At 67.5% G+C, this 14,521-nt stretch carries 12 protein-coding genes; 3 read left to right on the plus strand and 9 right to left on the minus strand.

Translation table 11 applies throughout. The annotated features are described in order from the left end of the window. Positions 1 to 172: 172 nt before the first annotated feature. The 6 genes from DID98_RS00005 to DID98_RS00035 all read right to left on the minus strand — a co-directional run bounded on the left by DID98_RS00005 (position 173) and on the right by DID98_RS00035 (position 6,125). Positions 173 to 949, minus strand: a complete 777-nt coding sequence (locus DID98_RS00005; protein ID WP_124519398.1) for a S9 family peptidase — start codon at positions 947 to 949, stop codon at positions 173 to 175. Further along, the gene (locus tag DID98_RS00010; RefSeq protein WP_260428018.1) at positions 946 to 2,088 is read right to left on the minus strand and encodes a DUF3182 family protein; all 1,143 of its coding nucleotides are present in this window, start codon (positions 2,086 to 2,088) and stop codon (positions 946 to 948) included. Before DID98_RS00010 ends, DID98_RS00005 begins: the two co-directional genes overlap by 4 nt. 406 nt (positions 2,089 to 2,494) lie before the next feature. After that, positions 2,495 to 2,704: a type II toxin-antitoxin system MqsA family antitoxin gene (locus tag DID98_RS00020; RefSeq protein ID WP_124484748.1), complete on the minus strand. Its 210-nt coding sequence runs from the start codon at positions 2,702 to 2,704 to the stop codon at positions 2,495 to 2,497. Between the two features lie 34 nt (positions 2,705 to 2,738). Beyond that, entirely contained in the window at positions 2,739 to 3,773 is a 1,035-nt protein-coding gene (locus DID98_RS00025; RefSeq protein ID WP_124569928.1) for a succinylglutamate desuccinylase/aspartoacylase family protein, read from the minus strand. A gap of 243 nt (positions 3,774 to 4,016) precedes the next feature. Beyond that, positions 4,017 to 4,292, minus strand: coding sequence for a hypothetical protein (locus DID98_RS00030; RefSeq protein ID WP_044844576.1), 276 nt, complete (start codon positions 4,290 to 4,292; stop codon positions 4,017 to 4,019). A 273-nt stretch (positions 4,293 to 4,565) separates the two neighbouring features. Then, positions 4,566 to 6,125 carry a sensor domain-containing diguanylate cyclase gene (locus DID98_RS00035; protein WP_124569930.1) on the minus strand — a complete coding sequence of 520 codons (1,560 nt, stop codon included), beginning with the start codon at positions 6,123 to 6,125 and terminating at the stop codon, positions 4,566 to 4,568. Positions 6,126 to 6,623: 498 nt separating this feature from the next. Between DID98_RS00035 and DID98_RS00040 the strand changes: the two genes are divergently transcribed. From DID98_RS00040 to DID98_RS00050, 3 genes are read left to right on the plus strand one after another with little or no spacing between them, the layout of a single operon-like run. Next, entirely contained in the window at positions 6,624 to 9,500 is a 2,877-nt protein-coding gene (locus DID98_RS00040) for a xanthine dehydrogenase family protein molybdopterin-binding subunit (protein WP_124569933.1), read from the plus strand. Beyond that, positions 9,497 to 10,213 (plus strand): (2Fe-2S)-binding protein, encoded by a 717-nt coding sequence (locus tag DID98_RS00045; protein WP_124569935.1) that lies wholly within the window; start codon positions 9,497 to 9,499, stop codon positions 10,211 to 10,213. Before DID98_RS00040 ends, DID98_RS00045 begins: the two co-directional genes overlap by 4 nt. Then, positions 10,210 to 11,469, plus strand: a complete 1,260-nt coding sequence (locus DID98_RS00050; protein ID WP_124569937.1) for a cytochrome c — start codon at positions 10,210 to 10,212, stop codon at positions 11,467 to 11,469. The genes DID98_RS00045 and DID98_RS00050 overlap by 4 nt, the downstream gene beginning before the upstream one ends. Positions 11,470 to 11,564: 95 nt before the next feature. On the opposite strand, the gene DID98_RS35655 is transcribed toward DID98_RS00050, so the two are convergent. The 3 genes from DID98_RS35655 to DID98_RS00060 all read right to left on the minus strand — a co-directional run bounded on the left by DID98_RS35655 (position 11,565) and on the right by DID98_RS00060 (position 14,126). After that, positions 11,565 to 11,738 (minus strand): hypothetical protein, encoded by a 174-nt coding sequence (locus DID98_RS35655; protein ID WP_185640807.1) that lies wholly within the window; start codon positions 11,736 to 11,738, stop codon positions 11,565 to 11,567. Positions 11,739 to 12,039: 301 nt separating this feature from the next. Continuing rightward, positions 12,040 to 12,531, minus strand: coding sequence for a peptidoglycan-associated lipoprotein Pal (gene pal, locus DID98_RS00055; RefSeq protein ID WP_124570072.1), 492 nt, complete (start codon positions 12,529 to 12,531; stop codon positions 12,040 to 12,042). A gap of 335 nt (positions 12,532 to 12,866) precedes the next feature. Next, positions 12,867 to 14,126, minus strand: a complete 1,260-nt coding sequence (locus DID98_RS00060; RefSeq protein WP_124569939.1) for a porin — start codon at positions 14,124 to 14,126, stop codon at positions 12,867 to 12,869. Positions 14,127 to 14,521 lie beyond the last annotated feature (395 nt).

The raw sequence follows: 14,521 nt of genomic DNA on the forward strand, positions 1-14,521 counted from the left end.
GGACGACGACAAATGACCGCAACGGGGCATTGAGCCGCCATTGATCCTCCGCTGGCCCGAAGGGCTGATATGGGTCGATCACGGCCCTTGATGAGGTGACGTCCAGGCAATCTCAGACCTGATCTGCCTCCGACTGAGAGATCAGGTCTGGACTTGCACAACTGACGGGCTTCTACGTCTCTGCCTGAGCGGGCGCAGCTCCGCGGTCGCCTGCGCGCAGGCCCGCAACCATCTCGTTCAGCCAGTTCACGACAAGCGCGGTATAGGCACGTTGGCTGGGATCATCCGATAGTCCATGGTCCGCACCGTCGATGATCCGGTACGTGAGCGAATGGGCTTGCAAAAACGCCTGCAGATAGCTGGCGATCACGGTATGCGGCACGATCTCGTCGTGTTCCGATTCGACGAGCAGCACATCGCCTCGAAAGCGGGCCGCCGCACGCAACGCCCGATTTTCCGACGCTGGCACGGTGCGTTTGCGATACGCGACGAGATCATGTTCGACATGCAAGGCGCGCTTCGGCGTGTTCCATCCTTCGTCGAGGTAAAGCGCTGGTACGCGCAGACCCAGCCAGCGCACTGGGCGCAGTTCCGTCAGGATGGCTGCGAGATAGCCTCCGTAGCTGCTGCCGATCACTGCAACCGCATCGCGATCGATCAATGGATGTGCAACGAGCGTATCGTAGGCGGCCAGCAGATCCTGCAGGTTGGTTTCCCGGGTCACGTTTTGTTGTTCGTCCTGCGTACGCCCATGTCCCGTCAGATCGAAGGTCAGGCAAACGCAGCCGAATGCCGATGCCTGCCGGGCGCGCTCGAGATACTGTTCCTGATTGCCGCCCCAGCCGTGCACGAAAAGAATGCCCGGCACCGTTGTCTTCGGAGCGAGCAGGGTCCCGTCCAGGTAACCGTTCTCGACCTTGATCCGCACGCCATAACGCTCCGCTGTCATATGCCGTTGCTCCCTTGCAAGGTATTACGATCCACTGTGTAGTACTTCGTGATGGCTCCCGCTTGCGGATCGACGCCTCGATAGATGACGCAGGCGCCATCAGGCACCTGCACATCGCCTCCGTAAATCTCACGCGTCGACGCACGCACCGCATGCACCCGAGGATCTGCCCTGAACATTCGCAACGCGCCAAGCTCGGCGCCCGTTGCGCCGCCGATCCGCCACGACTGCTCGAGTACCCCGCAACGGCGCACGCCTTGTGCATCGATGCCCCAGGCGACGTCGTAGTTGCGTCTCGATGCAAAAAAACCGGCGTAGTCATTTTGCACGGCGGCATCGAATGCACGCGCCTTGATGATCGCCTCCTGGACATCGCTCATGACATCGAGTTGCATAAGCAGGTCGAAGCCACCATGCACGGCGACCAGGTCGGTGCCGCCATAGACGTGGTGGCCATGGTTATTGACTGTTAGATGCTGCACGCCATAGTAGCTCGCGACCAGATCGTCGAGCGTCACCTGACCGACGCTCAGCGTCTCAATGCTATCCAACTGCCTTTCGACGACGATGCCTTCGGCTCGCAGCGCCGCGTCACCAAGCGCATCGAGTTCTGCTTCCAGTTCGTCCATGTCGGCGACGACTGACTGTCCTGCTCCTCCGACCCCATAAGGGCGCTTGATCCGTACGCCGCCCTCCTGCCAAAGGATGCGCGCCGCGTTGCAGGCATCGACCCGCGAAAACGCCGCGTAGCCCGGCAGCACCAGCGAACCAATGTGCTCGCCGAATACGCGTGACCAGCCCGGCGGCGAGACCTGCGCGTCATCAGGCAGCGCATGTGCGATCAGCTTCGTCGCGACAAACGCAAACGGCACGACGCCGCCGAACAGATAGCGCTCGGATCGCACGCCAAGCTTGCGCGCTTGCGCCAACGTCAGCGTATCGTCGGGGACCAGATATCGATGCGCGGGGTACGCATGCTTTTCATCGAACTCGCCCGCCAGTCCCGTGCCCTTGAGCTCAGCGATCTGTCGGGCGAGCGCCCAGAGCGTGCCGACGTCGTGGCCGGATTGAACGGATTTGCGTTGCCCACGATAGACGAGGACGACGGGCAGCGCCGGTGTCGCAGGAGATGAACGCATCTTCAAGTTGTCCTCCCCGCGTCGTGGCGCAATGATTGGGGATTCGTTGCTATGCGAGGGCATCATCGGTCGATGCCGATCCTTGCATAGAGCAAGGCTTGTGCCTTTGTCTATCCGACAATCGTTTGTCTGCGCGGGGCGGCGAGTCGAGCGTGCTGTAGCTCTGTCGCTCTACTGGAAAATTGGTCCGATCGGTGGCGGAAGATGAATGTGATTGATCTTCCAAATGGCTACTGTAGAGCCGAGCGACCGCAGTCCGGTCTGGACAACTCCATCGCACCAGGCGTCCAGCCCATCTCGATCGAACGGCCGCTTTGTAGAAAGCCGGCCGTCCGCTTAGGGTCTGTACCGGTCATGACACGCCATCTACGCAGCGACCCTCATCTCATCGAACGACGACGTGCATCTAGTTCGCCCGCCCGTCGAATTGTGTGGCGAACCGTGTCATCGCATCACCGAGACGACTGGCATTTTCGATATCGAGCACCGCTTCGCCGCATGCCGGGCAGAAGTCGCCCGTTATACCTCGAACGACCGTGGACACACGCTGAAACGCATACGGAATATCGCGTGTGTCGCGAATCAGTTCGGCTTCACCGCAGGCGGGACATTTCATGTTCGTGATCTCCTCGACGACTCGATCACGCACGTTACCCGATGACCCGCGGCGGCGGCGACGCCTCCGCAAGCTGAAACAGGCAATCGCCGCGCTGCACCTGCGCGGGCACGCGCTTGCACACGACTTCGCCGTCGCCCTTGAAGCGGTGCAGCACCGGTTCGCGCAGCGGCGTATCGGGGAAGTGCACCCACGCGGCCGGCTGGCCGGCCTTCACCTGGTCGCCGAGCTCGACGAGCGGTTCGTACAGCCCGCGTTCGTACGCGTAGACGAAGTGGCGATCGCCGTCGACGCGCAGGAAGCGCGTGACGGTCGGCGGCGCGTCGGGCACGAGCGCGCCGTGCAGCAGGCCGATGTAGCCGAGATAGTGCAGCAGCCCGTGACGGCCGAGCCGGATCAGCGACGGATCCGCCATCCCCGCACCGCCGAGTTCGGTCACGATCGAAATCGCGCCCTGCCGGCGCGCGGCCGAGGCCGAATGCACCGGGTTCGGCGCGTGCAGCAGCGCGTTCGGCAAGCCGAACGCGACGAGCAGCCCGTTGAGCTTCGCCGCTTCGTCGTCGTCGAGCGGGTCGATCGCGAGCATGTTGCCGCCCTGGTACAGCAGCGAGCTGCCGCCCGAATGCAGGTCGACCAGATACTGCGCGCGCGACAGCAGCGCATGCTCGATGTAGTGGGCGATCATCTGCGTCGGCGTGCCGGTCGGGTTGCCGGGAAAGCTGCGGTTCAGGTTGCCTTCGTCGAGCGGCGACACGCGCAGGCCCGCGTCGGCCGCGGGGAAATTGGCCATCGGCAGCAGGATCAGCTGCCCGGTGACGCTCTCCGGGTCGATCTCGCGCATCAGCTGCGACACGATGATCTGGCCTTCGTATTCGTCACCGTGGTTGCCGGCCATCACGAGCGCGACCGGGCCGTCGCCGTTGCGGATCGACGCGATCGGGATCGGCAGCCAACCATACGCGGAGCGATGCACGGAATGCGGCAGGCGCAGATAGCCCGCATGCTTGCCTTGCGCATCGAGATCGATTTCGCAGTGGATGGGATTTCGGTGTGAGGAGGAGGCGGTCATGGCGACATCGTTCGGAGAACGGGAATCCGCCATCTTATCGGGAAACGACCGCCGCGCGGCGCGCGGTGCGGCCGAGGTCGAGCGCCGTCAGGCGGCCCGTGCGCGAACGCGCGGCAAGCGCAACCGGAGCAGCTGCGCGCGATGTTGCAGCGCTGAAACGCACGCCGGCGTGCGGGCCGGCCGCCTGCGCACGCCGCGTGGTGCGTCAGCCCCTTGCGGCGACGGGGCCGGCGCGCGAGCGCGTCAGCGGCCCGATGTTTCAGCCTCGATACGGCCTTCTTCCCACAGCGTCCAGAAACGGCTGCCGGCGCGATACGGATTCGCGCGCCGCGCCGCATGGTCGGTGACGCCCTGGCGAAACGCGCCGTACAGCGTCAGCGGCGGATTGGCGACGCACGCGGCTTCACGCGCTGCGGGCATGCGGCGCTCGGAAACGAGCCGCCGGATCAGCGAGGCACCGTCGATCACGTCCAGTTGATCGATCGTTTCCGCGCGGCTGAGAACTTCGACGGTATTCATGAGTGGCCTCCCTGACATCCTGTTTCCCGGTCAAGGAGCAATAAGAGTGCCAGCCATCAAATGCCGCGCGCCGTCGCGATCGTGCGGGCTTCTGCAGCGAACGCTACGCGCGGCGCGCGCCGATGTTACGGAACACGTCACGTGACATCGGCGGCCGCGGCGGAACACCTGCGCGCACGCGTCGTACCACGCAAGGCGTTTCCGGAATGAATCGCGGGAAGCGAACGGGCAAGCCGGACAGCGCGGCGGCCGCCGGCGGGAACGAGCGCGCGCTCAGCTCGCGGTCGCGGGCGTCACGCGGCTGCTTCCGGCCGAATAGAAGCGGTAGATCCCCTTGCCGGCCGACTTCGCGTCGTACAGCGCGCTGTCAGCCTGCCGGATCAGTTCGTCGGGTGAGCCGTGCCCGTCGTCGAGCGCGATGCCGATGCTGATCCCGAAGACGACGGTCTCGCCGATCGACAGCGTGTACGGCGCCGAGATCTGCCGGATGATCCGCGCGGCGAGGACCGAGCACGCCTGCATGGTGGTTGCGTCGAGCGCGACGATGAACTCGTCGCCGCCTACCCGCGCCGCCAGTTCGCCGGGCGGCAGCGTCTTGCCGAGCCGCTCGGCGACCTGCATGAGCACTTCGTCACCGGCCTGGTGGCCGAAGCGGTCGTTGATCGACTTGAAGCCGTCGAGGTCGAGATACATGACGGCGAGCGCGGGGCTCGGCACGTGCGGCAGGTGCGGCCGGTGCGCGAGCATCCGTTTGAGTTGCGCATGCAACTCGTGGCGGTTCGGCAATCCCGTCAGCGCGTCGTGTCGCGCGAGGTGCCGGATATGCTGCTCGGTCTGGCGGCGCGCGGTGACGTCCTCGACGATGATCACCGCGTTGCCGTCCGGCACGCGGTGGCGTGTGAGTTCGAGCTGGCGGCCGTCGGCGAGCGCGATGTCGAGCGGCTCCGGTTCGTCATGGTTCAGCCAGAGGTCGCATTGCACGGCGAGACTGGCGCCGTCGGGATCGGTGAGCGCGTTCGCGCCGAGCGCCGCGACGACGTCGGGCAGCGGCGTGTCCAGCATGATCTCGCGCGGCGAGCCGAACAGCTGCGCGGTGCGGCGGTTCGCGACGATCACGCGGCTTTCGCCGTCGATCATGCACAGGCCGTGCGGCATGTAGGTGAGGGCGGCGTCGAAGCGCGCGACGAGCTCGGCGTTGCGCTGGCGTGCGGCGATCAGCGCGACCAGCACGCGGTAATGGCGTTCGACGACCGTACGCATGGCCGCGAGATAGATCACGAGCGGCGGCAGCAGCAGCCATGCGCCGGGCCGCTGGACCAGCAGCGCGCCGACGCCGATCGGCACGACGCCGAGCGTGACCTGCGTCATCGCGAGCCGCGGCAGCGCCGAATTGCGCGACGCGATCCCGCCGAACACGCCGCCCGCGACCATCACGGCCAGCGTGCCGAGCTCGACGTCGGGCGCATCCACGCAGCCCATCACGCCGAGGCCGAGCACGAAGCACGCGGCGAGCGACACGGGCGCATAGCGCCGGGCCCAGTATTCGGCGCGATCGTCGCCGGCGGCACGACGTACCGCATACGCACGTGCGATCGCGAGCCGCGCGGCGAGCAGGCCGACGTCGACGACGAGCCACACGAAACACCAGAGTTGATGCAGGCGGATCAGTGCGATCGCCGCGACGAACGCGCTGGCGAAGCCGGACAGCGCCATCGGACGCACGTCCTCGAACAGCGTGACGAGCATCGACGGGCGCAGCGCGGCCGTCACGTAGTGATCGCCGCAGGGGGGCGTGGCGAGAACGGCGTTCAGGAGGCGTGCCTTGACTGCCATGGCTATTTTGACCTCGACACGATGCGGTGCACCGCCGGCCGCCCCGCCCGGCACGGGATGGCCGGCGAACCGGATGCGCACGACATTAACATGAAACATCGGCCGCGAGCGCCGTGCGGGGACGTCGGCGCGTCGTCGTCAACTTCGTTCGCGCGCATCTTGCGGATTCGCCGATGCGCAGGCAGGATCGTTGCCGACGGAACGATCTCGGGCAGCCGCGCGCGGACCGGTTTCAGCCCGCGCCGCACGCGGGCCGCCGATGGCGCACGATCGGCCGGCAGCCACCGATGCGGCCGGCGCGACACAGCGCAGTCGCACGCGTGTGCCGCCCGCGACCGCGCGCCGCAGCTCGTCCGAATCCCGTTATAAGAAATCCAATAAGCAATTCATGCGAGAAATACTATAGGCGATATATCAAAAACAATGCCAGAATGCGCGCCGCTCCGAACGCCGCGACACCCGATCGCCGTCCGAGCCGCATCAGGAGGTTCCCCCCCAATGAAAAACCACGGCCTGTCACGGCGGGGTTTTCTGAAAGCCAGCGTGCTGGCGGGCGTCGCGGTCTACGTCGCGCCCATCGGCAGCCGCGCGTTCGCGGCGCTCTTCGAAGAAAAACTCCTCACCCCCGTCAAATGGGATAGCGTCACCGGCATCCCCCAATTCCGCATCGACGGCATCGCGAAGGTCACGGGCTCGAAAGTGTTCGCCCGCGACGTGCGCGCGGCCGACATGCCGCACTGGCCGCAGCAGCAGTCGCACGCGCTGATCCTGCGCGTCACGCAGGCCGACCGCACCTACGAGGGCTTCGACCTGTCGCTGCTCGGCGACGAGCTGAAGCCGGACCGCGTGGTCACGGCCGACGATCTCGCGCGCGACGGCGTCGCGTTCCCGACGTTCTACGGCGACGACATGCTGTTGCCCGCCGGCAAGACGCCCGCGTATCTCGGTCATGCGGTCGCGATCCTCATTTACCACGACTTCGCGCGCTTCCGCTTCGCGAAGAACGCGCTCAAGTTCCGCGACGACGTGATCCGCTACGGCACGGTCACGGGCCCGCTCGAGCGCGATCCGTGGGGCACGTTCCGCTACGTGCGGGTGGGCGGCAAGACGGCCTACGACGACGATGTCTATTCGAGCCTGAAGGATGCGCCGATCTTCCCGAGCATGATGCGCAAGCACCTGCCGGTCTGGCCGGACGGCAAGGAGCACGGCAAGCTCGACGAGCAGGGGATGTTTCTCGCCGGCCAGATCGCCGCGGAACTCGACCATCCGTCGGCCGACTGGCTCGTGTTCGACCGCGAGTACAACACGCAGTCGGTCGACACCGCCGCGCTCGAACCCGACAACGCGAACTGCTGGTACGACGCCGCGACGCAGTCGCTGCACCTCGTCGTGCCGACCCAGTCGCCGCTCGAAGTGTCGGAAAACGCGGCCGCGATGGTCGCGAAATGCCGCTTCCCGGTGAAGAAGCTGTTCGTGCATCCGTGCTACACGGTCGGCTACGGTTCGAAGGATCACTTCAACGTGCCGTTCTACGGGCTCGTCTGCGCGCTGTACGCGGACGGCCGCCCCGTGCGGTTCGCGAACGACCGCTACGAGCAGTTCCAGACGTCGCTGAAGCGTCACGCGTTCAGGATGCGTTACCGGATCGCGGTCGACCGCAACACGGGCCTGCTGCAGTCGTTCAAGGGCGACTTCGAGGCGAACGGCGGCGGGCGCTCGAATTTCTCGCCGTCGGTGGCGATGGTCGGCGCGACGGCCGCGCAATCGATCTACTACTTCCCGAAGAGCGACCTCGCGGCGGTCGCGATCGCGTCGCGTGCGATCGATGCCGGCTCCGCCCGCGGCTACGGCACGCTGCAGAGCATGGCCGCGACCGAGATGGCCGTCGATGAGATCGCCGCGCAACTGAACCTCGATCCGATCGAATTCCGCCTGCGCAACGCGCTGCGCTCGGGGATGAAGAACACCCAGGGCGCGATTCCCGCCGGCGCGCTGCGCGTCGACGAAGTGCTGGAACGCGCGAGGCAGCATCCGCTGTGGACGCGTCGCGCGGCGCGCAAGGCCGAATTCGAGGCCGCGAACCCGGGCAAGCGCTACGGTGTCGGCTTCGCGTGCGTGCAGAAGGACTTCGGCACGGGTGCCGAGGCATCGTTCGCGAAGGTCGAATTCGACGAGAACGGCAAGGTGTCGCTGCAACACACCGCTGCCGAGATCGGCACCGGGATGTCGACGTCGCAGGCCGTCGCGGTCGCGAAGTGGCTCGGCCGCCCGGCGACCGAGGTGCGCGTCGCGGTGACCGATTGGCCCGACCTGCCGGTCGAGACGAGCGGCGATCCGTACCTGATGTCGCAGGCCGACCAGGATCGGCTGAGCGCGAATCCGCGCTGGTCGCCGGGCTATGCGTCGCCGTCGAGCGCGACCAACTCCGCGTACTACTTCACGCACAGCACGCGCGAAGCCGCGCGCGCGGTGTTCCGCTACGGGCTGTGGCCGGCCGCGATGTCGATCTGGACGCGCGGCCTCGGCGGCGGCCAGGCCGCGCCGTACACGATCCGCATCGAGGACGCGCGCTGGGTCGACGGCAAGCTGAGCGCCGACGGCCTCGAGCCGCTGACGTTCGAGCAGCTCGCGAAGCAGGCGCATGCGCTCGGCCTGCCGACCGGCGCCGTCGTGCACGTGTTCAACCGCTGGCAATGGACCGACGCCGAGTTCGACGTGGGCGGCGCGGTCGAGCGTCTGCCGATCGACGGGCTGTCGCTGCGTGTCGGCGCGCCGAAGACGGGCGCCGACGGCCCGCTGCCCGGCACCGTCGCGCCGGCCGGCGCGACCGCGCTGCGCGGCACGCTGGCGCCGACCGCGAACGGCTATCGCGTGCTGGACCGCAAGCGCGTGTTCATCCCGCCGACGAGCCGCAACAACGCGGCCGTCACGTACTACACGGCGGTCGGCACGCTCGTCGAGCTGGCCGTGCACGAAGCGACCGGCAAGGTCGAGCTGCTCACGCATCACTCGATCATGGAGTGCGGCAACCAGATCTCGCCGCAGCTCGTGTCGGGCCAGCTGCAGGGCGGCCTCGCGATGGGTATCGGCCATGCGCTGCACGAGTACCTGCCGCTCTACGAAGACGGCCCGGGCAACGGCACGTGGAACTTCAACCGTTATCAGCTGCCGCGCGCGAGCGACGTCGCCGTGTGGTCGCAGACGGGCGACATCCTGCCGCCGCTGTCCGAGACCGATCCGCCGAAGGGTGTCGCCGAAGTGGTGATGATCCCCGTCGTCGGCGCGATCGTGAACGGCATCGCGCACGCGATCGGCCATCGTTTCACCGACTTGCCGGTGACCCCGCAAAAGATTCAGGAGGTGCTCGCATGACGACCGCCCAAACCGCCGCGTCGGCCGCGAGCGCCAGCGCGGCCGCGACCGCCGCGTCCGTGCCGAACGCGGCTTCGGCCGCGCCGGCATCCGCATCCGCTGCGGTGCCGGCTGCATTGGCTGTATCCGCCGCAGCTCCGGCCGCCGTCGAGCGTCCGCTCGTGCGCTTTCAGCTGAAGCCGCTGTCATTGAAGATCAACGGCAAGTCCGTCGGCCCGATGCAGGTGCCCGAGGGGCTGATGATGATCGAGTTCCTGCACGAGTACGCGGGCCTCACCGGTTCGCGGCTCGGCTGCGGGCAGGGCATCTGCCACGCATGCGTCGTGATCGTCGACAAGCCGGACGGCACCAGCGAGGAAATGCGCACCTGCATCACCGGCGCGCACTTCTTCCACGGCCGTTCGATCCGCACGATCGAAGGCCACGCGAAGCGCAACGAAGCCGGCGAAGTGGTCGAACTGTCGCCGATCCAGCAGAAGTTCCTCGAGCACTTCAGCTTCCAGTGCGGCTACTGCACGCCGGGTTTCGTCAACGCGGCGACGGTGCTGATCGAGCGGCTGACGCGCGAGCCGGTCGCGAAGGCCGACGTCGAGCGCACGATCACCGACGCGCTGAACGCGCACCTCTGCCGCTGCACGGGTTACGTCCGCTACTACCAGGCCGTGAAGGACCTGATCCTGACGACGCCGGGACTCGTGAAGGACGCCGCATGAAACGCATATTCGCCCATCGTGCCGCGCGGGCCGCGGGCCTGCCCGCGCTCGCGGCCGCCTGCGCGCTGCTGCTCGCCGCCTGCGGCGGCCACGACGCCCCGGCCTCGAACGCGGCTTCCGGCGCGCCCGGCGCCGACCCGGTCGCGCGCGGCCGCTATCTCGTCAAGGCCGCCGACTGCGCGGCGTGCCACACCGCGAAGGACGGCGCGCCGTTCGCCGGCGGGGCGCCGCTCGAATCGCCGTTCGGCACGTTCTACGGTTCGAACATCACGCCCGACAAGGATCACGGGATCGGCAGCTGGAGCGCGGACGACTTCTACGCCGCGCTGCACGACGGCAAGGCTCCGGCCAAGCGGCTGTATCCGTCGATGCCGTACACGTCGTACCGGCAGCTCACGCGCGCCGACAGCGACGCGATGTACGCGTACCTGAGGACCGTGAAGCCGGTCGCGCAGGAGAACCGCGCGCACGCACTCAAGTTCCCGTACAACCTGCGCTTCGGCATGGTGTTCTGGGACATGGTGTTCCTGAAGGACAGCCTGCCCGACGCGTCGCGCGGCCAGTCCGCCGACTGGCAGCGCGGCCGCTACCTCGCGGGCGCGCTCGGCCACTGCGCGGAATGCCACACGCCGCGTGCGTTCACGGGCCAGCTCGACGGCGCGAAGCCGTTCGCGGGCGCGGCGCTCGGCCGCGTGGCCGCACCGGACATCACGCCGGCCGGCCTCGCCGCGCGCGGCTGGACGGGCACCGACCTGCAGACGTTCTTCGGCGTCGGCATCGCGCCGCAAGGCTCGGCGTTCGGCGAAATGTATCCGGTCGTGCACCTGAGCACGCAGTACCTGGCGAAGGACGACCTGCGCGCGTTGTCCGTGTACCTGCTCGGCGATACGCCGCCGGCACCGCAGCCGGTGAAGCCGGTGTCGGCCGACGCCGCGCAGCTCGCGGCCGGCCGCTCGGTGTATCTCGCGGTGTGCGCGGGCTGCCACGGCTTCAACGGCGAAGGCAAGCCGCACGTGGCGGTGCCGATGTACGGCAATTCGACGCTGCGTCAGGGCGACGCGCGCAACCTGCTGGTCGCGATGCTCGACGGCGTCGACGAGCAGAAGTTTGCCGGCTACGAAAACCTGCAGCCGATGCCGGGTTTCGCGCACACGCTGAGCGACGACGAACTCGCGCAGCTCGCGAACTACCTGCGTGCGACATGGGGCGGACAGCCCGCGAGCGTCACGCCGGCCGACGTGAAGGCCATGCGTTGAGCCGTCGAGCGGCAGGGCGGGGCGTCGCGCGCAACGCAGCCGGTTCCCGGCCGTGTTCCCGCGCGATGCCTCGCCCGATTCCGGGAGGCGGTGTTTCAGTAGCCGCCGCCTCCTCCTCCGCCACCACTACCCCCTCCGTTGCCGCCCGCGCCGCCGTAGCGGCTCATGCCGGATCCTTGCGACATCCCGCCGCCCGACGACGTACATCCCGCCGACAGCACCAGCATCAGCGCCGCGACGAGCGCCGCGGCCAATCTTGCCGATTTCATTTCACTCTCCTTGGACCGCGCAGGCCGCGCGGCAGGGCGGTTCGCGTGAACCGGCGACCGCGCGATGACGAAACGTCTGCGTCAGGCGGCTTATTCCATGTTTTTTGGGTATCGGTGCGTCGCGGCATACAGCGACACGAATCGGCGCGCGGGGCGCACGCGCGTCGGGCGGCGCCGTGCTCGCGCAGCGGCGCACGCGCTCACACGAGCACGAGCACGCAGCCGGGGCGCACCGGCGATTCGTCGCATGACAGGTAACGGGGGACGGGGGCCGGAATGTCGCCGTCGCGGCGGCATCCGGTCAACGATAGACGAGATCGGCGCGGCGGTTCTGCGCCCACGAATCTTCGTCGTGGCCGAGCGCGACCGGCTTTTCCTTGCCGAGGCTGACCGCTTCGAGTTGCGTGGCCTGCACGCCCAGCGTTTCGAGCGCGCCCATCACGGCTTGCGACCGGCGTTGGCCGAGCGCGAGGTTGTATTCGGACGTCCCGCGTTCGTCGGTGTTGCCCTGGATCAGCACGCGGCGCGACGGATGGCTGCGCAGGTAGTCGGCGTGCGCCTGCAGCAGCGTCTGGTATTCCGGCTTCACGGAGTACTGGTCGAAATCGAAGTAGACGCTGCGCTTCGCAAGCGGGCTGTTTGGGTTGTCGAGATCGTCGGCCGCCACCGTGGCGACCGCTTCGCTCGATGGCGCCGGCGCCATCTCGGCATTCTCGGGCGTTTTCGCCGCGTGGTGGCAACCCGCCAGCAGCGCGAAGGCTGCCATGACCGCGAATCGGTTCGTTTTGCTCATCGTGCGTCTCCTGCGGTTGACTGCATGGAAAGCGTGGTGCGGGCGATCTGCCGCGTCACGCATGCGGCGAGACGGCACGAAAGCGTCGGCTTCCGCGCGCGATGCGCTTTCGTAATCCGGCGACGTGCCGGATGAAAGATTGTCTCGGCCGGACGCCGACGCACGGCGCCGCTGCAACAAGATTAGGAAAAATGTCACAGCGTGACCAGTTTCTCCGTCTTTTTCGCGCGAAAACGACGCAGGACGCATTCTTGCTTGCGCGAACGCGCGCAGCATGCGCCGCGCATGCGTGATGCGTCCTTCCGGTGGGGGCGTATCGCGCGTCGCCGGCGCACTCAGAACTTGTGCCGCAGCCCGAGCGCGACCACGACCTGGTTGCTGTTGGCCGAAGGCGTCATGGTCCAGACGGTCGCGTTGAACGCGGGGTTGCCGTTGCCGCCGCTCACGCTTTGATAGACGGCTTCGAGATACGCGTCCGTGCGTTTCGAGAACGCGTAGTCCGCCTGCGTGACCACCTGGTTCCATTTCGGGCGCGTCTGGCCCGTGCGCGTGTCGAAACGGCCCATCGTGTACGTGTACGCGGCGGCCACGCTGAACGCCGGCGTGACGAAGTAGCGGCCGTCGACCGTGAAGTTGTCGAACACGAGCGATTCACCCTTCAGCGGGGTGATGCCGCTGCCCTGGAGCACGCCGCTCACGCCGTCGGTGGCCGAGTGCGACCATGAGGCACCGACCGAATGCGGGCCGAACGCATAGCGGCCGGCCAGGGCCCAGATCCGCTGGTTGCCGCCCGTGATCGTCGCGGAGCCGTCGAGCGTGCTCAGTGCGCCGTCCGGATTCGGCGCGTTGCGGTCGCGGCTGATCTTCAGGTAACCGGCGCCGAGCTTCAGCGGCCCGTTCGCATACCCGAGCCCCGCGCTCCATACGGCGTTGTTCGAGAACGCGCCGGCCGTGTTCGAGAATCCGAACATCGCGCCGAGCGTCAGCCCGCGATACGTCGGGCTCGTGTACTTCACCGCATGGTTGATGCGCAGGTTGCGGTTCGAGTCGTCGTTGTCGTACGGATGCACCGCGAGGTTGCCGCCCCAGCCGGGGCCCGACGCGCCGAGCGGCGTCACGAAATCGAGGATCAGGTCGTACTGGCGGCCGAACGTGAGCGTGCCGGCCGTCCGCGAGCTCAGGCCGAGCCACGCCTGACGGCCGAACAGGTCGACGCCTTTCTGCGACAGCTTGCCGGTCGTGCCCGAGAAGCCGTTCTCGAGCGTGAAGACCGCTGCCGTCCCGCCGCCGAGATCCTCGCGGCCGCGCAGCCCCCAGCGCGACGCGTTCAACGCGCCGCTCGTCATTGCGACGCTGCCGCTGCCCGGCGAACCGGCGCCTTGCGTACGCTGGTTGGTCGAATAGGTGATCGACGTATCGATCAGGCCGTACAGCGTCACGCTGCTCTGTGCTCGCGCGGCGCAGGGAATCAGGAAGCCGGCCGCACAGGCGGCAATCAGGCTCAGCGGGAGCGCACCGGTACGACGGCCGCGGCGGGCGGCAAGCGGCGCGGCGACGCGCGCGCCGGCGGCCTTGGTTGTTTTATAGGAATGCATATGACTTTTTTCGTTGGTCTCCGGCCCGATCGCCGGTGGGTCGTATCGGCGCGCGGGCCGACGGATCGAGTGGGCATTATTGGAGAACGTGCGACCGGCGATTAAGGCGCTGCACAGGAAAGGTCCTCTGCGGGATCGCGTGGAATCGCGGCGTTTCCACACGGGGTGTTTCGATCGAATCTGCGGGAATTCGGCCGTCGCGCATGCGGAACGATTCGGCAGCGCCGGGGCGGTTCAGCGTGAGCATCGGCGCGGTCAGGAGCAGGCGGCGGAGGGCGGCGGGGTGGTGACGCGTCGCGAAAGGCGTGTGCCGCCGGTCGGCGGCATCGTGTATTTCTGACCCGATGCGCGGCAGCGAGCAAAATTTTCCGCCCGAAGCGGCAAGGACCGGATGG

Origin of the sequence: Burkholderia sp. Bp8984 (assembly GCF_003853755.1) — a bacterium.
In the GTDB taxonomy this organism is placed as follows: Bacteria; Pseudomonadota; Gammaproteobacteria; order Burkholderiales; family Burkholderiaceae; genus Burkholderia.